The 24,569-nt window shown below is 54.7% G+C and carries 23 protein-coding genes; 7 read left to right on the top strand and 16 right to left on the bottom strand.

The window, feature by feature from the left end; genetic code table 11:
- Positions 1–33: 33 nt before the first annotated feature.
- Positions 34–432: a hypothetical protein gene (locus tag ACN0V1_RS15745; RefSeq protein WP_417545896.1), complete on the top strand. Its 399-nt coding sequence runs from the start codon at positions 34–36 to the stop codon at positions 430–432.
- Here the strand turns inward: ACN0V1_RS15745 and ACN0V1_RS15740 are convergent.
- The 5 genes from ACN0V1_RS15740 to ACN0V1_RS15720 form a co-directional block, all read right to left on the bottom strand.
- A complete protein-coding gene (locus tag ACN0V1_RS15740) occupies positions 421–1,191 on the bottom strand; it encodes an SDR family oxidoreductase (protein ID WP_417545895.1) in 771 nt (256 codons plus the stop codon). The genes ACN0V1_RS15745 and ACN0V1_RS15740 overlap by 12 nt on opposite strands.
- Positions 1,192–1,208: 17 nt before the next feature.
- Positions 1,209–1,898, bottom strand: a complete 690-nt coding sequence (locus tag ACN0V1_RS15735) for a histidine phosphatase family protein (RefSeq protein WP_417545894.1) — start codon at positions 1,896–1,898, stop codon at positions 1,209–1,211.
- Positions 1,898–2,962: a phosphotransferase family protein gene (locus ACN0V1_RS15730; protein WP_417545893.1), complete on the bottom strand. Its 1,065-nt coding sequence runs from the start codon at positions 2,960–2,962 to the stop codon at positions 1,898–1,900. The genes ACN0V1_RS15735 and ACN0V1_RS15730 overlap by 1 nt, the downstream gene beginning before the upstream one ends.
- A gap of 31 nt (positions 2,963–2,993) precedes the next feature.
- Positions 2,994–3,815 (bottom strand): SDR family oxidoreductase, encoded by an 822-nt coding sequence (locus ACN0V1_RS15725; protein ID WP_417545892.1) that lies wholly within the window; start codon positions 3,813–3,815, stop codon positions 2,994–2,996.
- 171 nt (positions 3,816–3,986) lie between these two features.
- A complete protein-coding gene (locus tag ACN0V1_RS15720) occupies positions 3,987–5,198 on the bottom strand; it encodes an acyl-CoA dehydrogenase family protein (protein ID WP_417545891.1) in 1,212 nt (403 codons plus the stop codon).
- A gap of 153 nt (positions 5,199–5,351) precedes the next feature.
- Here ACN0V1_RS15720 and ACN0V1_RS15715 point away from each other — a divergent pair, with 153 nt between their 5' ends.
- Positions 5,352–6,245 carry a LysR family transcriptional regulator gene (locus ACN0V1_RS15715; protein ID WP_417545890.1) on the top strand — a complete coding sequence of 298 codons (894 nt, stop codon included), beginning with the start codon at positions 5,352–5,354 and terminating at the stop codon, positions 6,243–6,245.
- Here the strand turns inward: ACN0V1_RS15715 and ACN0V1_RS15710 are convergent.
- A complete protein-coding gene (locus ACN0V1_RS15710; RefSeq protein WP_417545889.1) occupies positions 6,239–6,607 on the bottom strand; it encodes a hypothetical protein in 369 nt (122 codons plus the stop codon). The genes ACN0V1_RS15715 and ACN0V1_RS15710 overlap by 7 nt on opposite strands.
- Positions 6,608–6,637: 30 nt before the next feature.
- Complete coding sequence (locus ACN0V1_RS15705; protein ID WP_417545888.1) at positions 6,638–7,402, bottom strand: EAL domain-containing protein; 765 nt, start codon at positions 7,400–7,402, stop codon at positions 6,638–6,640.
- Between the two features lie 194 nt (positions 7,403–7,596).
- On the opposite strand from ACN0V1_RS15705, the gene ACN0V1_RS15700 reads away from it, so the two are divergent.
- A complete protein-coding gene (locus tag ACN0V1_RS15700; protein ID WP_417545887.1) occupies positions 7,597–8,763 on the top strand; it encodes an isocitrate/isopropylmalate dehydrogenase family protein in 1,167 nt (388 codons plus the stop codon).
- A 77-nt stretch (positions 8,764–8,840) separates the two neighbouring features.
- Here ACN0V1_RS15700 and ACN0V1_RS15695 read toward each other — a convergent pair whose 3' ends face one another.
- Genes ACN0V1_RS15695 through ACN0V1_RS15685 form a run of 3 tightly spaced genes read right to left on the bottom strand, consistent with a single transcriptional unit; the run spans position 8,841 to position 10,888 of the window.
- A complete protein-coding gene (locus ACN0V1_RS15695) occupies positions 8,841–9,410 on the bottom strand; it encodes a DUF1439 domain-containing protein (RefSeq protein WP_417545937.1) in 570 nt (189 codons plus the stop codon).
- Between the two features lie 50 nt (positions 9,411–9,460).
- Complete coding sequence (locus ACN0V1_RS15690) at positions 9,461–9,652, bottom strand: CPXCG motif-containing cysteine-rich protein (protein ID WP_291947540.1); 192 nt, start codon at positions 9,650–9,652, stop codon at positions 9,461–9,463.
- A 9-nt stretch (positions 9,653–9,661) separates the two neighbouring features.
- Positions 9,662–10,888, bottom strand: coding sequence for a pyridoxal phosphate-dependent aminotransferase (locus tag ACN0V1_RS15685; RefSeq protein WP_417545886.1), 1,227 nt, complete (start codon positions 10,886–10,888; stop codon positions 9,662–9,664).
- 274 nt (positions 10,889–11,162) lie between these two features.
- On the opposite strand from ACN0V1_RS15685, the gene ACN0V1_RS15680 reads away from it, so the two are divergent.
- Complete coding sequence (locus tag ACN0V1_RS15680) at positions 11,163–12,146, top strand: D-2-hydroxyacid dehydrogenase (protein WP_417545885.1); 984 nt, start codon at positions 11,163–11,165, stop codon at positions 12,144–12,146.
- A 77-nt stretch (positions 12,147–12,223) separates the two neighbouring features.
- Here ACN0V1_RS15680 and ACN0V1_RS15675 read toward each other — a convergent pair whose 3' ends face one another.
- The 4 genes from ACN0V1_RS15675 to ACN0V1_RS15660 form a co-directional block, all read right to left on the bottom strand.
- Positions 12,224–12,889: a LuxR C-terminal-related transcriptional regulator gene (locus ACN0V1_RS15675; RefSeq protein WP_417545884.1), complete on the bottom strand. Its 666-nt coding sequence runs from the start codon at positions 12,887–12,889 to the stop codon at positions 12,224–12,226.
- Positions 12,890–12,929: 40 nt separating this feature from the next.
- A complete protein-coding gene (gene acs, locus ACN0V1_RS15670; RefSeq protein WP_417545883.1) occupies positions 12,930–14,879 on the bottom strand; it encodes an acetate--CoA ligase in 1,950 nt (649 codons plus the stop codon).
- A gap of 161 nt (positions 14,880–15,040) precedes the next feature.
- Positions 15,041–16,561 (bottom strand): fatty acyl-CoA reductase, encoded by a 1,521-nt coding sequence (locus tag ACN0V1_RS15665; protein WP_417545882.1) that lies wholly within the window; start codon positions 16,559–16,561, stop codon positions 15,041–15,043.
- 196 nt (positions 16,562–16,757) lie between these two features.
- Positions 16,758–17,996 (bottom strand): AAA family ATPase, encoded by a 1,239-nt coding sequence (locus ACN0V1_RS15660; RefSeq protein ID WP_417545881.1) that lies wholly within the window; start codon positions 17,994–17,996, stop codon positions 16,758–16,760.
- 279 nt (positions 17,997–18,275) lie between these two features.
- Between ACN0V1_RS15660 and ACN0V1_RS15655 the strand changes: the two genes are divergently transcribed.
- The 3 genes from ACN0V1_RS15655 to ACN0V1_RS15645 all read left to right on the top strand — a co-directional run bounded on the left by ACN0V1_RS15655 (position 18,276) and on the right by ACN0V1_RS15645 (position 22,904).
- Complete coding sequence (locus tag ACN0V1_RS15655) at positions 18,276–20,258, top strand: HDOD domain-containing protein (RefSeq protein WP_417545880.1); 1,983 nt, start codon at positions 18,276–18,278, stop codon at positions 20,256–20,258.
- A 23-nt stretch (positions 20,259–20,281) separates the two neighbouring features.
- On the top strand, positions 20,282–22,459 hold the full coding sequence (locus ACN0V1_RS15650) for an EAL domain-containing protein (protein WP_417545879.1): 2,178 nt from the start codon (positions 20,282–20,284) through the stop codon (positions 22,457–22,459).
- 100 nt (positions 22,460–22,559) lie between these two features.
- On the top strand, positions 22,560–22,904 hold the full coding sequence (locus tag ACN0V1_RS15645; RefSeq protein WP_417545878.1) for a hypothetical protein: 345 nt from the start codon (positions 22,560–22,562) through the stop codon (positions 22,902–22,904).
- On the opposite strand, the gene murI is transcribed toward ACN0V1_RS15645, so the two are convergent.
- Positions 22,899–23,720, bottom strand: a complete 822-nt coding sequence (gene murI, locus ACN0V1_RS15640; RefSeq protein ID WP_417545877.1) for a glutamate racemase — start codon at positions 23,718–23,720, stop codon at positions 22,899–22,901. The genes ACN0V1_RS15645 and murI overlap by 6 nt on opposite strands.
- The gene (nudC, locus tag ACN0V1_RS15635) at positions 23,717–24,544 is read right to left on the bottom strand and encodes an NAD(+) diphosphatase (RefSeq protein WP_417545876.1); all 828 of its coding nucleotides are present in this window, start codon (positions 24,542–24,544) and stop codon (positions 23,717–23,719) included. The genes murI and nudC overlap by 4 nt, the downstream gene beginning before the upstream one ends.
- Between the last annotated feature and the right edge of the window lie 25 nt (positions 24,545–24,569).

Here is a 24,569-nt window from a genome sequence, read left to right as displayed (position 1 = left end):
CGTAAACTATTGGTACTCATGCAAGACATGATAATGAGCATGCAATATTTTTCGATAAGCTTTTTTACCGAGCCAGGCACCCTATGGATCAATGCGGGCACTCATTTAAAGTACGTGCAGGGCGGGCGAAGAAACTGGCAAAGCGCCCTGTTAGGCGACCTCGAAAGCCGCAATGAACCTGGTTTCGAAGAGGCAATCACTGAGCTGATCAGCAACCCGGAAGCAGCTCGGGGCGATGCCTACGCTGAGATGATGAGCAGAAGCACTACGGCCATGGCTTCGCTGATTCAGGATCTGTTACTGGCGAGCCAACCCTCTCATCTCGACCACCTGACTCACTGCATATCGGAATTGAGCGGCGACTTCAAAGCTCTCACTTGTAAACCGGGCTCCGAAGTCGCATCTCGGGCTTTCAAGCAGTCAGATCGTTAGATAGCCACCGTCTGCATTGATACAGGCACCCGTAGTGTAACTGGACGCACCCGACGCCAGATACAGCACAGTGCCCGCCATCTCGCCGGGATCGGCAACCCGCTTCATGGGAATGTGTGCCATAGCCTGCTTCTTAATGGCTTCATTAGAGGTCAAAGCGCTGGCAAATTTGGTATCCGTCAGCCCCGGTAACAGAGCGTTCACGCGAATATTCTGCTGGCCCAGTTCCATGGCGAAGGATTTGGTCATGGAGATAACAGCAGCTTTGGTCACAGAGTAAATTCCCTGGTAATGGCCCGGATTCACACCGTTTACAGACGCCACGTTAACAATCGAACCACCGCCGTTTTTCTTCATCAGCTGCGCGCCACGGGCGCACATGAAGAAGTAACCGCGAATGTTGACGTCGACTGTTTTGTGGAAAGCACCCGGATCTGTGTCTTCAACCGGGCCAAAATACGGGTTGGCTGCGGCGTTGTTTACCAGAATATCCAGCTTGCCGTATTCTTTTTCGATATGGGCCCAGACGGCTTCGATCTGATCCATTTCGCCGATGTGGCAGGCGTAGGCTTCGGCACTGCCGCCGGCCTCGCGGATGCTGCTGGCTACGGCTTCACAACCGTCAATCTTGCGGCTGGTAACAATCACGTGAGCGCCATAGTCCGCGAGAGTGCGGGCAATGCTTTCGCCAATACCACGGCTGGCACCAGTAATCAGAGCGATTTTGCCGGTCAGATCAAACAGGTCTTTCTTGCTCATTCGTTCACCTCAATGTGTTATCGGAACGTCACCAGGGCGGGGTCTTCCGCTTCCAGGTGGCTGTAATTATTGAAAACAGCCAGGCTTCGGCGACCAGCCGAATAGAGAACCCGGGTAACGCTGGTATTGGCGATCACCTCATTTAGCGCCAATGCTCTTTCGTCTTCCAGGCCCAGAAGGTGCTGGCATACCACCGCAATAGGGCCTCCTGATGTGGACACCAGGACATCCCCACCGTCTGCGACCTCAATCATTTCATCAAAGGCTGCAAGCACCCGGTTTTTGAAATCCGTCCAGGTCTCGTCGTACTCCGCGTCATAATCTCCGGACACCCACCTGCGCAACGCCTTCACAAAAGTCTGCTGAAAGGCTGCTGCGGGTTTCGGGAAAGCAGCAAGATCTCTTGCCATAACCTGCCGATCACTCCATTCGGGCCGGTAGCGGTTAACAACAGAGACGTGATCGAACTCGTTAAAGCCGGTCGCCACCTGCATACCCGGCAACTGCGCACCGTACCCGGTGGCGATGGCTTCAACGGTCTCCCGATGGCGTTGCAAGTCGCCGCCAAGAATCGCAGCTGGCGCTATCTTGCCGACCATCCAGCGGCCCAGAACCCTGCCTTGCTCCCAACCTCTGGGCGAAAGCTGATCGTAGTTTTCCTTGCCAAAACTGGCCTGGCCGTGGCGCAAAAGGTACACCGTAGCCATTACAGGGAGCTCTCTGAAATCAGTCGCTGGCAGCGCTTCTCAAGATAGTTGGCTGCATGGCCAAACCCGGCAAAACGCTTGTCGCTGGTTTGGCCGTGGTAGAACCGGTAATAGATCTGCTGAACAATCACCGCCAACCGGAACAGCCCGTAAATCTCATAGAAATCGAAGTTATCCGTCCGAAAACCGGACTTCTCCATATAGTACGTCACCACTTCCTTGCGTGTGAGCATGCCGGGACGGTGCGTAGGCTGGCGGCGCAGCATCTGGAACGGGCCTTCGTCGTCCGCCTCAATCCAGTAGGCAAGCGTATTGCCGAGATCCATCAGTGGGTCGCCAATCGTTGCCATTTCCCAATCCAGCACCCCGATTACCTCAAAGGGGTTGTCCGGGTTCAGCACCACGTTGTCAAAACGGAAGTCGTTGTGAATAACAACCTGGGCAATGTCATTCGGCATCTTGTCATTCAGCCAGGACATTACCGCCTCAAAATCGCCGACATCGTCTGTGCGGGCTTTACGGAAACGATCACTCCAGCCACCGATCTGGCGCTGAACATACCCCTCACCCTTGCCCAGAGAATCCAGTCCCGCAGCCTTGGCATCAACGCGGTGCAAATCCACCATCTTGTCAATCACGCTCAGACACAGCTTGCGTGTATCGGTTTCATTCAATTGCAGATCTTTGGGGAAATCCTGGCGCAGGATGATACCTTTCATGCGCTCCATCACGTAAAAATCGCACCCCAACACGTCGTGATCGTCGCAAATGGCGATGACATCGGGCACATAAGGGTAGACGGGCTTCAGCGCCCGCATCACCTTCGCTTCACGCAGCATGTCGTGGGCAGACTTTGCAATCTTGCCAAAAGGTGGGCGGCGCAAAACGAACGAACGGTCACCGTAGTCCACCTGATACGTCAGATTGGAAGCACCGCCCGGGTACTGACGGATAACCGGCTCGCCCGTGAGATCCGGGATAGCAGCTTTCATAAACCGGTTTACGGCCGAAAGATCCAGCTCCTCACCTTCGCGGATGTCCTCCGCTTGATCAATCCGGGTCATTCATGGCTCTCCTTATATTCTCGTGTGCTGCTCAGGCTTTGGCCTTGCCGCCCATCTTCTTCATCCAGCGCTTGCTCTCTTCATACATGAGCTTGTCGAACGCCCAGGGCGCGTAGCGCTTGAACATCCAAAGGCGGCGCTCTTTGGCGTGGGGCAAGACCCAGAAATCCTTGTTCTTGACCGAGCGCACTGTATCTTCTGCCACGTGATCGGCAGAAATAGTGGAGCGCTTCATCAGTTTGTTCACATTCTGCTGAATACCGGGAATATCCGAACGCATGCTGCTGGTCAGGTTGGTCTGGAAAAACGCCGGGCAAACGCAGCTGACGTGAATGCCGTCACTCCGCAACTCCTGGCTTAACGTTTCCGACAATGCAATAACACCGGCCTTCGATACATTGTAGCTGTCCATCAACGGCGCCAACATCAGGCCCGCCATGGAGGCAATGTTCACAAACGTACCGGAGCCCTGCTTCTTGAACTGCGGCGTAAACGCCTTACAGCCTCGCACCACGCCCAGCACGTTGATATCCAGAATCCATTCCCAATCAGCCATGGTGGTATTTTCAATCGACCCGGCAGACGCCACGCCGGCATTATTCACCACCACATCCACGCCGCCCCACTTCTCAGTGAGGTCCGCACAGATTTTTTCCAGATCCGTCAGCCGCCGGACATCGCACTCTACAAAGTAGCCTTCGCCACCGGCATTGTTGATTTCCTGCTCAACACCAACACCCTGCTCGGAATTAATGTCACCGATACAGACCTTGGCGCCTTCTCTGGCATAACGCAGGGCAATGGCCCTGCCAAGGCCGCTTGCGCCGCCTGTCACGAATACTCTTTGTGTCATAGTGATGTCCGTTTTATTGGATTTTAGTTAGCTTAACTCAGAGCCAGACAAGAGTGGGCGGGGCTGGCTTTCTGAAACTGTGCGGAGCCATGGATGGCGGAGCCAAGCGTACATGGATGTATTCACAGCGTGTTTCAGAAAGCCAGCCCCGCCCACTCCGACGCCAAGCTATCAGCTTTTATACTTGCGCAGCTCAAGGCGAGCAACCGTGGCACGATGCACCTCATCCGGGCCATCTGCCAACCGCAATACCCGCGCGTAAGCAAACAACTGGGTGAGCGGGAAATCGTCATCGCTCACACCAGCGCCGCCGTGAATCTGGATCGCCTGATCCACAATGGTTTGCAACATTGAAGGAACAACCGCCTTGATCATAGCGACTTCCTGAATGGCGCCCGCAATCCCCTTGGTATCCAGCGCCCAGGCACATTTCAGAGTTAGCAGACGCGCCTGTTCAATCGACATGCGGGCATTGGCAATAATATCCGGATTACCGCCCAGCTTGGCCAACGGGCGACCAAACGCCTCACGACTCATCGCCCGCTTCACCAGAAGTTCAAGCGTACGCTCAGCTGCGCCGATAGCACGCATACAGTGGTGCACACGGCCAGGCCCAAGACGACCCTGGGCAATTTCAAAGCCACGCCCGGGGCCTGTAATAAACGCACTCTTGGGCAAGCGCACATTTTCAAACAGCACCTGGCCATGCCCGTAAGGCTCGTCGTACTCGCCAAACACCGGAAGCATACGTTCAATTTTCACACCCGGCGCATCAAGCGGAACCAGAACCATGGAGTGGCGGCGATGCTTATGGGCATCCGGGGCCGAAAGCCCCATAAAGATGGCGACCTTGCATTCAGGATGACCAATGCCGGTGCTCCACCACTTACGGCCATTCAACACCACTTCGTCACCTTCAACCACCGCCGTTGCTTCCATGGTGGTTGCATCGGAAGAGGCTACCGCCGGTTCAGTCATACAGAATGCCGAACGGATTTCGCCGCTGAGCAAACGCGGTAACCATTCGGCCTTCTGTTCTTCAGAACCGTAGTGAATCAGCACTTCCATATTGCCGGTATCCGGCGCATTGCAGTTAAAAATCTCAGGCGCAATAAAACTGCGGCCCGTCTCTTCAGCAATCAGAGCGTAATCGGAGTTAAGTAGGCCACAACCGTATTTCTCATCCGGGAAGAACATGTTCCAGAGCCCTTGAGCTTTGGCCTTTTCTTTCAACTCCTTGATGATTGGCAGCACAACCCAGCGATTTTCAAGAGACGCCAGCTCTTTGTGGTATTGAGCTTCAACCGGGAAAATCTCTTCCGCCATAAACGCTTTTACACGCGTGAGATAATCCTGACCTTTCTCGGAGATACTGAAATCCATTGCTGAACCCTCACGAAAATTGAATACCGAAAAAAGAGTGCGATGAACAAAAAGCACGATGAGAGCAGTCTACGGTTGCACCAACTATTACACGACTGAATTATTCTTATCGTTTACTATTAACTCTGTTTATTAACAAAGAGCACACTGAACATGGCCGGGACTCGCCTTGACCTCAACCTTCTGCATGTTTTTGACACTATATATCGGGAAGGAAGCCTCACCCGCGCAGCAAAGGCTTTGCACCTGACCCAGCCGGCGGTAAGCCATTCCCTGTCGCGCCTGCGGGATCATTTCGATGATCCGCTGTTCACCCGGCAGGGCAATCAGATGGTACCAACACCTCTGGCCCGCCGCTTCCTCGAATCCATGAAACCCGGGCTTACCCAGATCCAGGGAGCGGTGAATCAGTTTCATGCATTTGATCCGGCGAATCAGCGCAAAACCTATTCACTGGGTCTGAGGGACGTTCTGGAATCGACTTTTCTACCGCAGTTCATGCAACGGCTGGATCCTTATCCGGAACTGGAGATTGCCAGCAAACGCATTCCTCGTCGGGATATGGAAACACAACTCGCCGCTGGCAAACTGGACTTTGCCGTTGACGTTCTGCTGCCGGTCAGCAGTCAAACGTCACATGAGCTTCTAAGGCAGGACAGGCTTGTGGTTCTGGCACAGAAAGGGCACCCGCTGGCATCAAAGGCATTGGACATGGATGGATATCTTTCAGCGCGTCATGTGCTGGTTTCGTCACGTACGGAAGGGCCCGGGATTGAGGATTTTGAACTGTCGAGGCTCGGGGTTCAGCGCAGCATCCGCCTGCGCTGCCAGCATTACTACGCGGCCTGTCGGGTCGTGGAAGCAACCGATCTTTTGCTGACCATGCCGGAAACTTACGCCAGAATTATTGCAGAGCGAGCCAACATTACCATAATGAACCCGCCAGCAGACCTGCCCTCACTCGATGCGCATCTATATTGGCACAAGGCTTATGGTCAGGAACCTGCGCTAATCTGGTTCCGGGAACAGCTTAAAGCGATTCAGTAAGCGCCCACAACAGCAAGGAAACCAAAAAATCCGATCGCCGTTATACCGAGCGAGGCAGTCACAATACCAAATCCCCACCAGATGGCTGCGCCATCCGAAATAGCGACCCCATGGCCGCGCAGTGTGCGATAAAACGCCCAAGGCCCAAGAAGAAACGCCCCGACCACTGCAAACACCAACCCGACACTGATGCCGGCAAAGGTCCAGGTCGCAAGCGTGGTGGCGCGGTCTGAAACACTGACAGTAGCACTGTCAGTAACCCCGTGATGCTCCAGGAACTTCTTGCAGAAGAACCACAACAGCGCAAAGAGCGCTGCCACGAACACAAGGCCACCAATAATAGTAAGAAGGCGATAAAGCACGATCAGGCTTCCTGTAAGTTAGGGCAAACGTCAGGCCGGAAAATGCGGCTCTGGCAAACACTCGAAACCGGGCCTCGCAAACAGATAACCTTGGTAGAGAGTAATACCCTGGGAACGTAACCAGAAATACTCCTCAGCTGTTTCCACGCCCTCTGCCACGATCTTACCGCCTAACTGCGCCATCATGGTGATAATCCCAGCGACCACAGCCTGTTTGTTTGGCTCCTGATGTATATTACGCACGATCGCCATATCCAGTTTAAGCAGGTCAGGCGGACTAGCCATCATAATATTGTAACGGGAGTAGCCCGCGCCAAAATCGTCGATCGCGGTGCTGAATCCCATTTCCTGACAGGCTTCGATAATCGAAACAAGGTGCTCAACCGACGTCAGATCCTCACTCTCCGTCAGCTCAAAGATAATCTTTCTGGTATCAAAATTGTAAGTTTTGGCCGCCGCCAGCGTCGTCCGGATACAGTACTCTGCCTTGTAGACAGCGTTGGGCATGAAATTGATGCTGAGCCGGCTTTTCATACCTAACCTGGACGCCAGCTTAACAGCCTTGACCCGGCAAATCTGGTCAAATGAGTAACGGTTCTTTTTGTTTACCTTACCAAGAATACTCAGAGCACCCTCGCCTTCGGGGCCCCTTATCAAAGCCTCGTAGGCATATACCGTTTTATTGGCAACGTCGACGATAGGCTGAAATGCGAAGGTAAAAGAAAAGTCCAAGCCTTCCCCGCAGGCGCATTGATCACAGTGGGACTCATCAAAGAGGATTTCTGGCTTTTTCACACTGACTCCGATGTTTTGAGCCGGGAAAATCCGCCGGATCAGTAAAAAAGTATCTGGCCGCCACTATAGCCGCGAAAAACTTGCTGGTAAAACGACTTACAGTAAAAGTCTGTCAAACGCTGGCATCCGCTAGTCACGCAACTACACTGGGCTTTAGCACTCGTTCAAGCCTTTCAATTAAAGGAGTCTCCATAATGGCCCAAACTACCCGTATCGCAGTAACCCCGGGCGATGGCATTGGCCCGGAAGTCGTGGGGGAAGCCATACGCTGCCTGGAAACCTTGCGCGCAAAGCACAGCCTGGCGCTTGAATGGACGCGCTTCCCCTGGCCTTCACATGCCTGGCATCAGGAGCATGGCGAGTCCATGCCCGATGACGCCCTGACCCAGCTCAAGGTCTATGACGCCATATTACTCGGCGCCCTGGGTGACCCGGGACCTCTGGATGACCCGAATCGTTATCTATTAACCGACAGCGTCTCTCTGGCGCCTTTGCTGGATATGCGCAAAGGCTTTGACCAGTGGGTGTGCGAACGCCCTGCTCGCCTGTTACCCGGTGCCCGCCAGTATCTCGCCGATGAGCGTGCAAAAGACATCGATATGCTGGTGATCCGGGAAAACTCCGAGGGCGAGTATGTGAGCCAGGGTGGCCGGCTGCGCAAGGGAACCGAAGATGAGATTGCCACCCAGATGGAAGTGTTTACCCGCAAGGCGACCAACCGCATTATTCGCTATGGGTTTGAACAGGCTCGTGCCAGGGCTGCAGACCGCGTTAAAGAGGGCCGCACCAGAAGCTTCCGCACTCCTGATGGCAGTCGGGATGGGCGCAGTTGCGAAAGTCAGGTATGCTTGATTACCAAACGCAACGCCCTACGCTACTGGGGCGACATGTACACCGAGGCATTTGAGGACATCAGCAAGGAGTATCCGGACGTAGCCACGCACCACGAGCTGGTAGACGCCGCCTGTATGAAGTTCGTGCAAAGCCCATGGGCCTTTGACGTGGTGGTCGCCAGCAATCTGCAGGGCGACATTCTTACGGATCTTGCGGCCGTGTTGTCGGGTGGCATGGGCGTTGCCCCATCCTGCAACCTGAACCCCACAGATCCGGAAATGCCCTCCATGTTCGAGCCCACCCACGGCAGTGCTCCGGACATTGCCGGCCAAGGCCTGGCGGACCCGACAGCCATGTTGTTTACCACCGCACGCATGCTGGAGTGGCTGGGCCGGAAGGATCCTGTTATGGCTGCGGCTGGCAAGGAGTTGTTTGACGCTGTGGCAGCAGACTTGGCAGAGAGTGCCGGTGCCCGGCGGGGAACCAGGGAAATCGGCGAAGCGATCTGCCAAAGGCTTTCAGCCTGAGGAATCAGAATAATTGAGAGACCAAAGCAACAGAGCCAGAAAAAGTTTTCTGGCTCTGTCTCATTCATAAGCGCCTATTAATCAGCCATCACAAATTCGAGACGCCCTGGCGCTACACGCACATCCATAGGCACCATGCCGAACATTCGCTGGGCAACGCTGGTTTCATCCAGACGGTAAACCGGCATGGTTTCAAGCATCTGGGCCACAACCCGCATAACGTTGTCGGTGACTGGCGCCAGATCGCCCTTGAAGAAGCCCGCATCAACACTGCTTTCCAGCAGTTTTATTCTGCGGATGTAAATAGCCTTTTCCTTGCTGTCGTAGACCGGTGCGCCTTCAATCTTCAAAGCAATATCAACCGGCAGTTTGGCCAGAAATGCGTTCAGCGCGACCTGTCCTTTCAAGTCAATCACCGCAACATCCCGACCATCCGGCCCCAAGGTAACGTCGGCGCCATCAAGGCTCAGACTTAGTGGAGAGCCATTCTTCAGCTGCATGCGATCGTAGTCACGAACCGCGTCCTGCAGGTGACGCTCCAGTTCGCCTTCCGAGATTGAATAGGGGGAAAGGCTGGCACAGCCGCTGGACAAGGCAAGCACCAGAAACACCATGCGCCAGAGGCCACTCAGGTGCAGTTTATTCATCATTGTCTCTCCATGGGTTTGACCATCTGCGCGGCGGCAGCGCAGGCCGTTTACTCGTTCTCGGCCCGGGCTTCTACGTGAGGGGTAAGATTATCATCGAAAACAACCCGCAATAGAATGGGCTGGCAGCATACCTGGCAATCTTCAACATATTCCTGTTCCACTACAGACGGGTCGACGCTGATATCCAGCGTCTCCCAGCAGTAGGGGCACTGGATAAGTACAGAATCCAGAGCCGACATAGGCGTACCTCAGAACTGTTGTTTAGCCATCCACGGAATGATTCGATCAAACGCAGCTTCAAGGTTCTCGCAGGTTGTCGAGAAACTGATACGCACAGCGTTGGTACAGGCCTCGCCAAACGCATCTCCCGGCACCATGCATACCCCGGTTTCCTTAAGCATGCGCAGCGCCAGGTCCGAACCATCCACATGGGGCGGCAAACCCGGGAACGCAAAGAAAGCGCCACCTGGCTTGTAGCCCGTCATGTAGGGCGTCTGATCTATCAACTCAACCACTTTATCCCGGCGTTCCCGGTATATATCCAGCATGTCCTTCACACATTGCTGATCACCCGTCAGCGCCGCCACACCAGCGAACTGCGAAGGCGTATTGGCAACCGAAGTCGTGAACATGTGATAGCGCCGCAGAGATTTAATCGCCGCCTGGCTGGAAATAACCCAGCCTATACGTAACCCCGCCATGCTGTAGGTTTTCGAAAAACTGCTGATGCACATGATGTTGTCCAGGTCCATGGAACAGTTCAGGACACTGGCAAAATCATCGTCATCAAAAATCAGGTGATCATAAACCTCGTCGGCATAAACCTGTATGCCCCGGTAGGCGCACTCTTCCAGAATGGTTTCCACGGTACTGCGGGGGTATACCGCTCCGGTCGGGTTATTCGGATTGTTGAGTATCAGGGCAAAAGTGCGCGGCCCCATTGCACGAATCACCTCGTCAGGATCGAGCTGGTGATCGTTCTCCGCGTGAGTCGGCACAAACTTGACCTCACCTCCGTTCATACGAATCAGAGGCGCATACAGCAGGAAGGAGGGGTCCGTCACGATGAACTGTCGCCCGGGCGCTGCTGTAGCAGAAATTGCGAGATACATGGCTTCCGTGGCACCGCTGGTGATCAGAATGTTGTCTCGGGTGAGCTTGCGGTTGTAGCGCTTACCATAGTAATCCCTTAGCGCTACCAGCAATTCAGGAAGCCCGGCGTCCATGGTATAGCCGGTCTGCCCTGCGTGGAGGGCATCAACATAAGCATCAATAATATGCTTGGGTGTTGGCAAATCCGGCTGACCAATCGAAAGATGGATAACATCCTTCATGGTGGCTGCCATATTGACCATACGCCGAATGCCCGGCACCGGAACAGCCTGCATGGCAGGGTTCCAACTGGCCTTGCCTTTCCGGTACTTCACTTTCTTTGGGCTTTCCTGGCCGGTATCTCTGTTGGCGGCGTCTGCCATAGCAACCTCCTGCAACGGGAACGGGGGCAAAAACATCTACCACTGCAGGTTAATCAGTAAGGTCAGGGCATACAAGACAAAAACAAACAAACAATGCATAGGTATTAGTACGTGCCAGCCAGCTTGCCCCGGAAACAACAGAGCCAAGCCGAGGTTGACCCAATGGCATCTGCCCACCAGACTGTGTCGAGGGCATCGAGGGCCTGACAGCGGGAATAACAAGCCTCAGAAAAATCACATACGACAATCAGCCATCTGACCAGGCGGAGGTTCAATGACTCAACGCAGCAAGCCTGTGGTAACCGTTCTCACCGCACCCGGAGAGCAGGAACCACCGGGTATGGATTCACTAAGAGCTCGCGCAGAAGTACGCTTCGCCAGTGACGAGGCAACCCTGCGCAGTACTCTGCCGGGTACCGACGTAATGATGGTGACGGATTTTCGCACCGAGGCTCTTGAGGCCGCATGGGGCTGTGCAGACAAGCTGAAATGGATACACGCCACCAGTGCCGGGGTCGATGCTTTGATGTTTCCTGCCCTCACAAAAGGCAAGGTGGTGGTCACCAACGCCAGAGGCATATTTGACCGAACGATCGCCGAGTACGTGCTATGCACCATTCTGATGTTTGCCAAGGATTTCCCGGGCTCTATCCGTTTGCAAATGAAGCACCAGTGGAAGCACAGGGATACAGAAAGAGCCGAGGGCAAGCAGGTTCTGGTGGTTGGAGCAGGCTCCATCGGTCGTCAGATCGGACGCCTCGTTGCAGCGGCCGGCCTGAGGCCGCACGGTATTGCCAGAACAGCCCGCAAAGACGACCCGGATTTTGTTGCCGTTCACGGCAATGACGATCTGTATAACCAACTGGGGCATGCCGATTATGTGGTTATCGCAGCACCGCTGACACCACAAACCGAAGGCCTGTTTGACGAAAAAGCGTTCAACGCCATGAAGAACACAGCGCGCCTGATCAATATCGGGCGCGGGCCGATTGTTAAAACGGATGATTTGATTGCCGCCCTGTCGAGCGGTGAAATTGCCGGCGCCGGGCTTGATGTGTTTGAGGAAGAGCCATTACCCGAGGATCATCCTCTGTGGGATATGGAAAACGTGAGCATGACGGCGCACATGGCCGGCGATTTTATCGGATGGAAGCGGGCCCTTACGGATCAGTTTCTCGAGAATTTTGATCGCTGGCACAAAGGAGAAGAGTTGTTCAACCTGGTTGACAAAGAGCTGGGTTACGCCGGGAGCAAGTAAGCTATTTTTTACGAGCAGTTGGAATAAAAAAAACGGGACCCTGCGGGCTCCCGTTTTTTAAACCTGCAATCTGAGGTTCAGTTTCCGGACAACGACTGATCAGAGGGATCAATCTCCATCTGCTGTATCGCAATCACCGCTTGCGTGCGATTGCGAACCCCAAGCTTCCGGAACACGGCCGTTATATGCGCCTTGATGGTAGCTTCGGACACCTCCAGATCATAGGCAATCTGTTTGTTCAACAGCCCTTCCGCCAGCATACCCAACACCCGGAACTGCTGCGGGGTCAGTGATGCCAGTTTCTCTGAGAAGTCAGTGGTATCTGAATGCATCCGCTCAAGCTTGTCTGCAACACCCTCAGGCAACCAGACATCGCCTTCAAGAATCCTGCAAATTGCTTCAGTAATGGTAGGCAGTGGCGCCGACTTTGGAATAAAGCCAGACGCCCCATAGTCAATCGAGCGCCGCATCACTTGCAACTCTTCCGAACCTGACACAACCACCACCGGCAATCCGGGATACTGTCCACGCATGAACACAAGCCCTGAGAACCCGTGGGCACCCGGCATATTGAGATCAAGCAGAACCAGATCTGCATCCGGGTGCGAATCTACCGACGCCTGAAGTGCCTTGATGCTGTCAACCTCTACGGTTTCAGCATCAGGTACCGCTTGATTGACCGCCTGTTTCAGAGCAGCCCGAAACAGCGGGTGATCATCAGCGACGATAATTGTTTGTGTCATTAAACCGATTCCTCACAGGTTTACGGCCTGCTTTCAGACCTTATTTGAACTCGCGGCTGCCGATGAGTTCGTCCACAACACCGGGATCTGCCAATGTAGAGGTGTCTCCCAACTGGTCGTGTTCATTTGCAGCAATCTTACGCAAAATCCGGCGCATAATCTTGCCTGATCGCGTTTTAGGCAAGCCCGGAGCCCACTGAATCACATCCGGAGAAGCGATCGGACCGATTTCCTTGCGTACCCACTGCACAAGCTCCTTTTTCAGCTCATCAGAAGGCTCTTCGCCCTGCATCAGAGTCACATAGACATAAATGCCCTGACCCTTGATGTCGTGGGGGAAGCCAACAACCGCTGCTTCAGCAACCTTGTCGTGGGCTACCAGAGCGCTTTCGACCTCAGCGGTACCGAGGCGGTGGCCAGATACGTTGAGCACGTCATCAACCCGGCCGGTAATCCAGTAATAGCCATCTTCATCACGACGGGCGCCGTCGCCGGTAAAGTACATACCTTTATAAGCGCTGAAATACGTCTGTTTGAAGCGCTCATGATCGCCGTAAATCGTACGCATCTGGCCAGGCCAGCTGTCCATAATCACGAGATTGCCGTCAGCCTTTCCTTCCAACTCATTACCTTCGCTGTCGACAAGCCCGGGCTGTACGCCAAAGAACGGCACTGTCGCAGAACCCGGCTTCAGATCCACCGCACCGGGCAATGGCGAGATAAGAATACCGCCGGTTTCTGTTTGCCACCAGGTATCCACAATCGGGCACTTTCCATTGCCGATCACGCGGTAGTACCACTCCCAGGCTTCCGGGTTGATTGGTTCACCAACAGAACCGAGCAACTTCAGGCTCTTACGGGTTGTGCCGCTCATGCACGCTTCGCCTTCAGCCATCAACGCCCGGATCGCAGTAGGTGCTGTGTAGAGAATATTCACCTGATGCTTGTCGACAATCTGGCCCATGCGAGAGCTGTCCGGGTAATTTGGCACACCCTCGAACAATACAGAAACCGCACCGTTACACAGCGGGCCGTAGAGAATGTAGCTGTGACCGGTTACCCACCCGAAATCCGCTGTACACCAGTACACATCACCATCGTGATAATCGAATACGTACTCGTGCGTCATGGAAGCGTAAACCATGTAACCGCCTGTTGTGTGCAGCACACCTTTGGGCGCGCCGGTAGAACCGGAGGTGTAAAGCATGAACAGAGGGTCTTCCGCGTTCATGGGCTCTGGCGGGCAATCTGTAGAAGCAGACTTCATCAGATCCTCATAACGCTCATCACGGCCTTCGTTCCAGGGCACGTCCTTATTACCGGTGCGGCTGACAACAATGACTTTCTCGACGTTGGCACCCTTTTCATTCTTCAGTGCCGCATCCACGTTCTTTTTGAGTGGGATCTTGCGGCCACCACGAAGGCCTTCATCTGAGGTAATTACAAAGCGGGACTTGCCGTTGGCAACCCGAGCGCCAAGCGCTTCTGGAGAGAAGCCGCCGAAAACAACCGAATGGATCGCACCAATACGCGCACAAGCCAACATCGCCACGGCAGTTTCAACAATCATCGGCATGTAGATAGTGACCACGTCACCCTTCTTTACACCCAGGCCTTTCAAAACGTTGGCAAATTTGCTAGTTTCTTCATGCAGTTCGCGATAGGTAACGTGACGGGAATCGGCCGGATCGTCGCCTTCGAAAATAATGGCCGTCTGGTCGCCGCGCGTTGCGAGGTGGCGGTCAAGGCAGTTGGCCGAAGCATTCAACTGCCCGTCTTCAAACCATTTGATGGAAAGATTGTCGTAATCGAAAGTGGTGTTCTTGACCTTGGAATACGGCTTGATCCAGTCGAGGCGTTTGCCATGCTCGCCCCAGAAAGTATCCGGATCCTCGACTGATTGACGATACATTTCGTCATACTGCTCGCGGTTCAACAAGGCCCGTTCGGCCACGTCCGGGCTTACTGGATAAAGATGTTTATCAGTCATTGTGTTCCCCTTTGATCAGAGTCTGTTGTCATTGTCGGTTTTGTTAATTCAGAGCGATAGGGCGGATCGGCCCTGCGGACACATGGATGTAGTTCACCATGTGTGCCACTAAACAATGAATTAGACCAACGTCCTAACACACTTGAACTATAGACGCACAATCAGGCCGCCTGCTTGCGGGCTCTGGAGGAACGCTGGCGGGGTTTGCGCTTCGTATTGAGTGCGTAACGGTTCAAACCTGCAAGATGAATCTTGCGCAGATACACAGCCCAGTCGATCTGGCGCGCATCCACTGGAAACAGAGCCTTGTCGACTTCTCCCGTGCGCGATGCCAGAGCCAGCAACTCATCATTGCGGAATATATAATCCGGCGCGGTATAGAAACCGAAAATAGTGGCCAGCGAACGGGTGGTATCAAGGTTTCGCAATACCTTGAGGTCACTCCCCTTTTCCAGCATGCGCAACTGGCGCATCATGCGCTGCATCATACTCAGGGGCATTCGCGCGCCGCCCACCAGAGCATCGAAAACGGCCCGGTTCACAGCAATAAAAGGCTTGACCGGCTGACGGCGGAAAAGTTGTTCATAGGCTGCGTAATTGGATTTGGCTTCCGCCATCAGGTGATCAATAAACTCACCCAGGGATACAGGATTGGAACTGCCGCTGCAGCACTGATAGACCCGCTGCTGTGCTGGCTCACCAAGCGCTTCCGCGACGGCCAGGATAATAGCGTTCGCGACAAGGTCGACAGGGATAACGTCAATAATGCCGGAGCGTTTACCGGGAAACACGGTTACCTTTTCTCTGGCATAGGCAAGAATGATGGCATCAGCCACTTTCACACCCTCAATCCAGCCCGGCGCCGGTTCTTCGAGCGCACTCTCAATAATGGACGGGCGCATAATAGTGAGAGCACGGCCGTCGAGAGCTTTCATAAGCAACTGCTCACCCAGCCACTTGGTGAAGGTATAGGTATCACTCCAACCATAGCGGTTTGCCTCCCGGATACCCAGGTCCACAAGCTTGCGTTCCAGCATTTTACCGGAGTAGCGCGAGCGCACATCGGCAATGCAGTCGTTTAGCACCCGGATCAGCTCTTCGATTTCATAGTAGCCCACTGGGCTACGGGGAATATCATCGCCCGCAGGCTTGATCACCGATTCGGTAATTTGCCCTGAGTTCTTGCCGTTTACGTAACAGGTGGACACCTGAATAACCGCGAGCTCCGGGTTCTGGCGCGCCAACCCGGCGATATTTTCAAGGCACAGCGTATTGATGGTCAGGGCCTTATCCAGCTCCTCCCGAAAGTTGACGCTGGCGGCAGAGTTGATAACGGCGTCAATCCTGTCCGCAAGCTTTCGGAATGCTTCAGGCTGCAGGCCAAAGCCGTACTGCGTAACCTCGCCAGTAACGCAGTGCAAGCGCTCCTCCAGAAAAACCTCGAACGCCTCGCCATTCTCCTGGCGCAAGCGATCGAACACGGATGAGGTCGCAATTTCTTCAAGAAAACGACTGCGAGCATCAGCGTGACGCCCATTGCCTCGTATCAACAGATGAACGCCACCAATATCCGGCACTGCCCGAATCAGCTTTTCCAGAACAACCTTCCCTAAAAAGCCCGTGGTGCCCGTAATCAGGACATGCTTACCACGAAGCTGCTCCAGCACCTTTGACGAAGACATTCCCACCCCCCTTTGCCGCGCTACCATTTTGAAACCTCCCTTTCCTGGATCCCTGCAGTACCTGATCCTTACACAATCTCAGTGACAGTGCCGTGACATACCGCATCCCTATTACCAGAACGCTACGCCACAAACACAGCTGATGAAATGACGGATTAACAGGCATGTCTGTGCAGAAATGATCCATCGAGAGGCCTCAGTCGCCGTTATTTTCCTTGCCCGCCAGCGACCGGAGGAACTGATTCAGTGAAATATCGGCGGGTTGTTCTTTCAACACCCGGACCAGCTTGTCCTGATCGCCAAAGCTGACCCGATCGTAGGACGGCTCGGGAAGTGAACGCTGCGATGCGCCTTGCTCGCTCTTTACGGCATCTGAAGATAACGAAATCTCATACGCAAGATGTCTCAGGTGATTTGCCAGGTGCTCACGCTGATCGAGGGCGAGGATCTCCCAGTCGATTGCACCAAGCCCGGCCTGAATAATTTCAACGACATCACTGTTTGGCGTCTGGCCCAGCAGGGCAAACAAACGCGTGAACGCTTCATAACGCAGCGTTACGTTCTCGGGTGCCTGCCCGAATACGGCTTCCAGCTCGCCAACGGCCTGCACGCAGCGCTCGCGAGGGCTGGCCACCGCAGGCGCAGCCGCATCAGCTTTATGCTTGCGGCCCGGGCTCCGCTTCGAAACAGAATGCCAGTAAGCGGCGATGCCGGCTTTACGAGGGGGCAATTGCGACAAACGCACATCGACCATGTCTGCCAAGGTTTCGAACTGACGACAAGACGGATCCGAAGGCGGCAACAGTGCAACCGGCCTCTGATTCAGCACCGATTGGCGCAAGGTCTCGTCGCGCCAGATACCCCCCATATAATGAAGAGAGCATTGCAGATGACGCCGTGCCGCCGAATCGAGGCGCTGGAACACCGAACGGGCCTGGCTGACACCCTGCGCCATGTTGATCAGCACGCTGGGGGTTCTGCGGTAACCCCGACGCTTCAGTACCTTGATCAAGGAAAACGCGTCCGTCAGCGAGGCCGGATCCGGAGTAACCACAACACAAGCCAACTCAGCCGCCGCAATCATATGCAAGGAAATAGGCTGAAGGCCGGCCGCAGTATCCGTTATAACGTAATCGTATCGGCTCTCAAGCTTGGAGAGGGCTCGCAGGATACGAATACTCTCGTCCGGCTCCATGTCCATACACTCCTGGACACCGGAAGCACCCGGAACGATGTGCAGGCCAAAATCCGCCTCCAGCAAAATATCCTCGAGCCGACACTCGCCGGCAATGACATTTGCAAGCGTTCGCTCCGGATAGAGACCCAACATGATGCTGACATTGGCAAGATCGGTGTCGCCGTCCAGCAACAGCACACGTTTTTCATGACGGGCCAGGGTGAGTGCCAGATTAAGGGCGACTGATGTTTTACCCACGCCCCCCTTACCGCCGGTTACAGCAATGGTTCTGGGTGGGTTCGTTTTATGTTTGCGAGTATCCTGAGCATTCATGGCACGCGTTTTTACATCCTTGCAACAAAAACAAATGCGCTCTAACCTGTAAAAATTGTACACATATCACGCCACAATGAATACGCTGATCAATAAAAGAGCAACGGTTGTTTTCAATCAACGCTTTTTTGACTAAGCTCCATTTTTGAAAACGAAAATGAACAGAGTTTCATAAACTGATTTCCGTGCGCAACAGGCCAACCTATGAACACAGTACCCGACCTTCAGCTACCTAGTCTTCCGGAGGTTACACTGCGTGCGCTTGAGGCTTGCAACAAGGATGGGAACTATCGCGAGATCAGCGAAATCATCGCCTCAGACACAGCTCTGGTGGTTCGGATCCTGGCATTAGGTAACTCTGCCCTTTACGGCCCCACCCCCGGCATTCGCTCAATAGACCAGGCCTTGTCGCGCCTTGGCACCAAGCGCTTCAAGACATTGATACTCACCGCCGCCCTGCAACAGGTTCTGTTCGAGCTGGGCGCTGGCGCATGGCAACAGTTACGGGATTTCTGGCGACACGCTCTGACCACTGCTTTGACAGCGCGCGCTCTCGCCACCCTGACTCGCTATCAAGAAGCCGACGAAGCCTTTATGCTGGGCATGCTCCATAATATCGGGGAGCTGATTGCCATTAAAACGCCGGATGCCGAAACCCGGCAGGCTTATATGGACCGGCACTCAGACATTGCTGCGGAACTCGTTACGTCCTGGGGACTGGGCCCTTTCGCAGCCGACGCTATGCGTTACCAGCAGGCACTACCTTCAGAGTTGCGTGATGCCGGACACCTGGTCAAAGTGATCAGCCTCTCCACCCGTTTGGCACTTTCTGATTCGGCTGGCATTGCGGCGGCAGGCACGCTGTTTGGGCTCAGTGAAGAGCTGACCCGGGAAATAAGCCGGCGAATCAGCCACGATGTATCCGCGATGGCGGCCTCCCTGGGAATACCGTTGATCAACAGCTACCGCTCCGAGCCTGGGTCACTGGAACTCCGTCAGACCGTATTGCGCCAGGCCATCGCTCAACAAGCCATCGGCTTTGCCGACCTTACCGGCAAGAGCGGCGTCATTCTTGCAGAAACGGTTAACAGCCTGACGCTGATTACCGGACGGCCCGCACTGTGTTTCGGATACGATGATGACAGCCTTGTCCTGCTTTCCGGTACCACCGGACCACACCCCCACCTGGCGGTGACCGCGCAGGCAGGTGACAGCGTGCTTACCGAGGCCTTTAACTCGAGGATGCCTGTCAGTCTCAACGAGCATAAACCTGCCGTGCTGGACCGCCAGCTTTTATCGTTGTTGCGAACTTCCTCGTTGACGGCCATCCCGGTGGTCACAGGTGATCAGTGCCCTGGCGTGTTTGTGCTGGGTACCGACGGCAACACACCGGATACAACCACTGAGCTTATACGCCTGTTTACAGAACAACTGTCCTCTGTTCTGCAGGAAAAAAATGCATCCTTCGAGAGCGATGCACAGAGCGCCGGGATAGATCATAAAGTTGCCATCGAAAAGCTGCGCAGACAGGTGCACGAGATCAGCAACCCCCTGACTATAATACGGCAGTACATTCATCAGCTGTGCAACCGGCTTGATGACCCCGAAGCACGGGAAGAACTGGGTGTTGTGCAAGACGAACTGGATCGTGCGGGCAACCTGCTGCTGCAGATGAGCCAAGACACCGACGACGACACAGGCGAAACAATGTCTGACCTTAATACCGAATTGCAAAGCCTTGCACGGGTGCTTGAAAACAGCCTGTTCAGTGCCAACAACCTGCATTTTAACGTGCTAATGTGTAGCACACCGACGCTTGTTATTGCCAGCCCGTCAGCTATCCGCCAGATTCTGATTAACCTGGTCAGAAACGCCGTGGAAAGTCTGCCAAGTGACGGTGGTGGCGTTACAATAAAGACATCAGCCCCCGTGTGGCAAGGCTGCCGCAACTGGGTAGAGATGGAAGTGACCGATACCGGTTCAGGCATCCCCGGTACCATCCGGGACGCGCTGTTCACGCCGGGTAAGACCACAAAAGGAGAAGGTCACAGCGGCCTCGGCTTGAGTATTGTGAAGCAGCTTGTGGATGACATGGACGGTATCATTGCTTGTCACGCGAGGCAGGAAGGCACCACTTTCCGAATTCTGCTGCCGGCGGCGAGCGAGGAAGAAATCAAATCCGACTGATAACGAAGAACGGATACCCATAGATGGCACCTGAACAGTCCAACAAGCTCCTCTCGCAGGAGGCAGCGTCACGCATCCTCGTGGTCGACGACGAGCCGCGCCTGGTGAGTTCGCTGGCCTCGTTGCTACGTGGCTGCGGTTACGATGTCACCGAGGCTAATGGTGGAAAACACGCGTGTGAATTGATAGGCGCTCGGCAATTTGATCTTGCTCTGCTGGACTTGCGCATGCCAGGGGTCGATGGCTTCGCCGTTATGGCCTATCTTGAGAACCAACAGCCCGAATGCGGTAATATCGTAATCAGTGGAGAAAGCTCATTCACCGCTGTCAGCCGAGCGCTCAGGCGCGGCGCTCTGGACTACATCCGCAAGCCTTTTGATCCGGAAGAACTGATCGCCACTGTAAAAGGCGTCGTTGGCAAACAATCGTTACTCAAGGCCCATGAACACATACAGGTACGCCTTGAGAAATCCGAAGCCTTGCATCGGTACATTGTTAACAGTTCACCCGACATCGTTTTCATGCTCGATGCAGAAGGCCATTTCTGCTTTATTAACAGCAAGGTCGAAAGTCTGTTGGGTTACAAGCCGGCGGAACTCTGTGGAAGTCATTTCCGGCACATTCTGGATGACCGTGATGTCGCCAGGGGTATATACGCACTCAACGCACCGGATATAAGCGCAGACAACCCCCGCACCCTCGAGATACGCCTTAAAACCCGTGGCAGCCGACGAGCCACTCGACACTTCGAAATAACAGCCTTTCCCATCGACCCTCAGTCCTGGACACAGAACAGTCGCACCCAGGGTGGCAGCAGTGGTCAGAACGCCAGCTATTACGGAACTGCCCGGGACGTTACCGAGCGCAAGGAAGCTGAGGCGTTTATCAATTTCCAGGCTTATCATGACCTGCTCACACGCTTGCCGAACCGCGCCCTGTTCAAAGATCGTCTGGAACTGGCAATCACCCATGCCCGCCGAGAGAGGCAGAAACTGGCTGTGATGTTTCTCGATCTTGATCGTTTCAAGGTTATCAACGATACCCTTGGTCACGCGATGGGCGACCGGCTTCTGCAAGCTGTGACCCAGCGCCTCGAAAGCTGTCTGCGCAAGGGTGACACCCTGTCGCGATTCGGCGGCGACGAGTTCACGCTGCTGCTGCCATCAATTCACAGCAACGAAGATGCCAGTCAGATCGCCAGAAAACTGATCAAGACGCTCAAAGCTCCGTTTCTGCTGGGCGAACATGAAGTATTCGTGGGCGTCAGCATCGGTATCTCCACATACCCGGAAGCGGGCGAGACCATGGATCAGCTTATCCAGAATGCGGATATCGCCATGTACAACGTCAAAGCCAGAGGCAAAGACAGCTATCGCTTTTTCTCGGAGAGTATGAGTGTCGACAGCACGAACCGCCTGCATCTGGAGCGGGATCTGCGTCTGGCACTTGAGCGTGGTGAGCTACGGGTATTTTATCAGCCCCAGGTTTGCGCAGCGACGGATCGGATTGTAGGCCTTGAAGCATTGGTGCGCTGGCAGCACCCTGAACGCGGCTTGCTCTACCCCCGGGACTTTCTGGGACTGGCAGAAGAAACCAAACTGATCAGCCAACTGAGCGAGCAGGTTCTGGACCAGGCTTGCCGGGATGTGGGCCGATGGATCCGTGCTGGCCACCAGGATCTGCGCCTGGCGGTCAACCTCTCTCCCGTTGAGGTCGAGCACCCCAGGTTTGTAGAGACCCTGATGGACCGGGTTAATGCAAACCGATTCCCTCCAGGAAACCTGGAGATCGAAATTACTGAAAACGTGATCATGAACGACCTGGAGCAGATCAGCCAAAAGCTCCGTGAGCTCGCCGACTTGGGCGTCCGTATTGCTATCGATGATTTTGGTACCGGTTATTCGTCACTAAATTATCTGCATCGGTTACCTATCCACACCCTGAAGGTAGACCAGTCTTTCGTTAAAGCCATTCGCAGTGGCGTGGATGATGCCTGTATTGTTAATGCCATTATTGCCATGGCCCACGGCCTGAAACTGGAAATCGTCGCCGAAGGTGTCGAAACAGATAAACAACTTGAGTACCTGCGCAGTCTTGGCTGTCATCAGGTACAAGGTTTCTTCTACGGTCCGGCACAGCCCGCGACAGATATCAGCAAACTACTGGCACTGACAACAGTCCCTACAGCCGTACCTGGCTGATTTCTTCACCCTCCAAATATTGTCAGACACTCCTAACCAAAACCTTGACCCTGTTTGCAAAGTGTTGCCGCTCGTTAATTTGTGTATCCGGAAATGCGCATTGCTGCACATAATTTCCCTACCTTGCTCACTAAGCTCAGATTTACAAGACATTGGCCACGGTAGGGACGCCATACGCGCAGCGGAACTGGGAGCCGAGGTTACCGTGGTTGACCTGTCAGAAACCATGATGGTGCAGGTTCTGGAACACCTGATTCAGCTGGGCAAAGCCGACGCCAGCGTTGTTGTGGGTGATTTCTGCTACCCGGAGCACATGCGGCGCCTGGGCCTCGAGGTCACGGAGAAAAAGCACTTCAAACTAATGAGCATGGATTACTGCTGCCATAACCGGAGCATACCGGCCCTGGAGTTTCTTGCCATGTTCAAACTAACCCAGGGGCTATGATTTGCAGGGCCAATGCCCGGCAACTCTCTTCGGTTTCAGCCCCAGGTCCGCCATATAGCTGGCAACACCTTCCGGCGCATTGCCCGAGAAGAGAGCCGCTACCACTGCACCGCCATACTCAAGCGCTTCGAAAGGCTTTCCCGCTTGTGCCAGAAGCCACACGACACGGCGGGCAATAGCATCCCCTGAATCTACCCAGAATTTTACCTCAGGCAGGCTCTGTTTAAGGCTCTCGAGCAAAAGCGGATAGTGGGTGCACCCAAGAACAACGGTATCGACGCCGGCATCGCGCAGGCTAGCAACCGCCTTGTCGAGTTCGACTTGAGGCACTGGCACCCCGCGTGCCAGATCTTCCGCCCATTGCACAAGCCCGGGGTGACCCACGCGTTCAACCTGGCAATCGGCTGCAAACTCCCGAACCAGCTCGTCGAGATAGGGCCGGCGCACCGTTGCCGGGGTGGCCAAAAGGCCTATGCGATGATTCAGTGTCCGGGCTGCTGCCGGTTTAACAGCCGGCACCACCCCAACTACCGGTACCTCTGTCATCGCTCGCAGGTGCGGCAGCGCGATGGTGCTGGCGGTATTGCAAGCTATAACAATCGCGTCGCAAGGGTATTGTTCAAGCGCGCTGGCAATGAGGGTGCAGCAACGCTCAATCACAACAGATTCTGGCTGCCCGCCGTAGGGAAAAGCTGCGTTATCCGCCAGATATACAATCGACGCGTGTGGCAGTTTTTCATGAACACAAGCCGCAACGCTCAGCCCGCCAACACCGGAGTCAAAAACCAGAATCCGGGGCGCCCCATGCTCGCTCAAAGTCCTCGCCCTCCGCCAGCGATCCTGATTTCCATATCCCGAATCAGGCGCCCGGATATGGTGGTATCCGGCGGAACCGGGGGTCTGCTTCCGGGCAAAAACCAGCCAGCGTCCGCCAGCTCGTCTTCCTGAAGAACCAGCTCGCCACCGGCATAATCGGCAAAGAATCCCGCCATCAACTGGTGCGGGAACGGCCAGGGCTCTGACGCCTGATACTGAATATTGGTGATATCCAGCCCGGTTTCTTCTTTCACTTCACGGGCAACCGCGGCTTCCAGGCTTTCTCCGGGCTCCACAAAACCCGCAATAAGGCTATAAAAATGACGTTTAACGCGAGACGACTTTGCCAGGAGATACCGATCCTGCTTGCGTATAACCACAATAACGCAGGGGGCAAGCCGCGGGTACCAGGGAATATTGCAATTGTTACACCATTTCGCTCGCTCCCGAGGATGAAAAACCGTGCCACCACCGCAGCGGCCACAGTACTGGTGATCCTGGAACCACTGCCATACCTGAAAGCCGGTACTGAGCATAGCTGCCGGTACATCGCTGATCATCATCAGCGCATCCCGCAGCGGAACAACGTCGCGGGCCGCAACCAGAGATTCCGGTACTTGCGTCACGAAAACCGGGCGACCATTGACGCTTCCAAGCGATACAAAGCCGGCATTTTCGGGATTGTCAGGGATATTTTCCAGCGTTTGCAACCAGCCATCGTCCGGTTTGAAAATACCGGAGCCAGACAGCGCCAGAACCAGATCACCCTGCTCGGGTGCCTTGGTGGTCCAGCCAGGACTCCACTGAATTGTTGATGTCGCCATCTGTCATAGAACCTTGGTTATAAGC

The sequence above is a fragment of the Marinobacter sp. genome, assembly GCF_048266785.1.
Lineage (GTDB): Bacteria > Pseudomonadota > Gammaproteobacteria > Pseudomonadales > Oleiphilaceae > Marinobacter.
This window is presented reverse-complemented; position numbering and strand designations above follow the sequence as displayed.

Excerpts from the sequence above, each read along its gene's own strand:
- ACN0V1_RS15740 (WP_417545895.1), bottom strand. The coding sequence starts at position 1,191 with ATGAGCAAGAAAGACCTGTTTGATCTGACCGGCAAAATCGCTCTGATT.
- ACN0V1_RS15690 (WP_291947540.1), bottom strand. The coding sequence starts at position 9,652 with ATGTCGGCTCTGGATTCTGTACTTATCCAGTGCCCCTACTGCTGGGAG.
- ACN0V1_RS15650 (WP_417545879.1), top strand. The coding sequence starts at position 20,282 with ATGGCACCTGAACAGTCCAACAAGCTCCTCTCGCAGGAGGCAGCGTCA.
- ACN0V1_RS15745 (WP_417545896.1), top strand. The coding sequence starts at position 34 with ATGAGCATGCAATATTTTTCGATAAGCTTTTTTACCGAGCCAGGCACC.
- ACN0V1_RS15715 (WP_417545890.1), top strand. The coding sequence starts at position 5,352 with ATGGCCGGGACTCGCCTTGACCTCAACCTTCTGCATGTTTTTGACACT.
- ACN0V1_RS15720 (WP_417545891.1), bottom strand. The coding sequence starts at position 5,198 with ATGGATTTCAGTATCTCCGAGAAAGGTCAGGATTATCTCACGCGTGTA.
- ACN0V1_RS15695 (WP_417545937.1), bottom strand. The coding sequence starts at position 9,410 with ATGAATAAACTGCACCTGAGTGGCCTCTGGCGCATGGTGTTTCTGGTG.
- nudC (WP_417545876.1), bottom strand. The coding sequence starts at position 24,544 with ATGGCGACATCAACAATTCAGTGGAGTCCTGGCTGGACCACCAAGGCA.
- ACN0V1_RS15730 (WP_417545893.1), bottom strand. The coding sequence starts at position 2,962 with ATGACCCGGATTGATCAAGCGGAGGACATCCGCGAAGGTGAGGAGCTG.
- ACN0V1_RS15665 (WP_417545882.1), bottom strand. The coding sequence starts at position 16,561 with ATGTCTTCGTCAAAGGTGCTGGAGCAGCTTCGTGGTAAGCATGTCCTG.
- ACN0V1_RS15685 (WP_417545886.1), bottom strand. The coding sequence starts at position 10,888 with ATGGCAGACGCCGCCAACAGAGATACCGGCCAGGAAAGCCCAAAGAAA.
- ACN0V1_RS15675 (WP_417545884.1), bottom strand. The coding sequence starts at position 12,889 with ATGACACAAACAATTATCGTCGCTGATGATCACCCGCTGTTTCGGGCT.
- ACN0V1_RS15680 (WP_417545885.1), top strand. The coding sequence starts at position 11,163 with ATGACTCAACGCAGCAAGCCTGTGGTAACCGTTCTCACCGCACCCGGA.
- ACN0V1_RS15655 (WP_417545880.1), top strand. The coding sequence starts at position 18,276 with ATGAACACAGTACCCGACCTTCAGCTACCTAGTCTTCCGGAGGTTACA.
- ACN0V1_RS15700 (WP_417545887.1), top strand. The coding sequence starts at position 7,597 with ATGGCCCAAACTACCCGTATCGCAGTAACCCCGGGCGATGGCATTGGC.
- ACN0V1_RS15735 (WP_417545894.1), bottom strand. The coding sequence starts at position 1,898 with ATGGCTACGGTGTACCTTTTGCGCCACGGCCAGGCCAGTTTTGGCAAG.
- ACN0V1_RS15725 (WP_417545892.1), bottom strand. The coding sequence starts at position 3,815 with ATGACACAAAGAGTATTCGTGACAGGCGGCGCAAGCGGCCTTGGCAGG.
- acs (WP_417545883.1), bottom strand. The coding sequence starts at position 14,879 with ATGACTGATAAACATCTTTATCCAGTAAGCCCGGACGTGGCCGAACGG.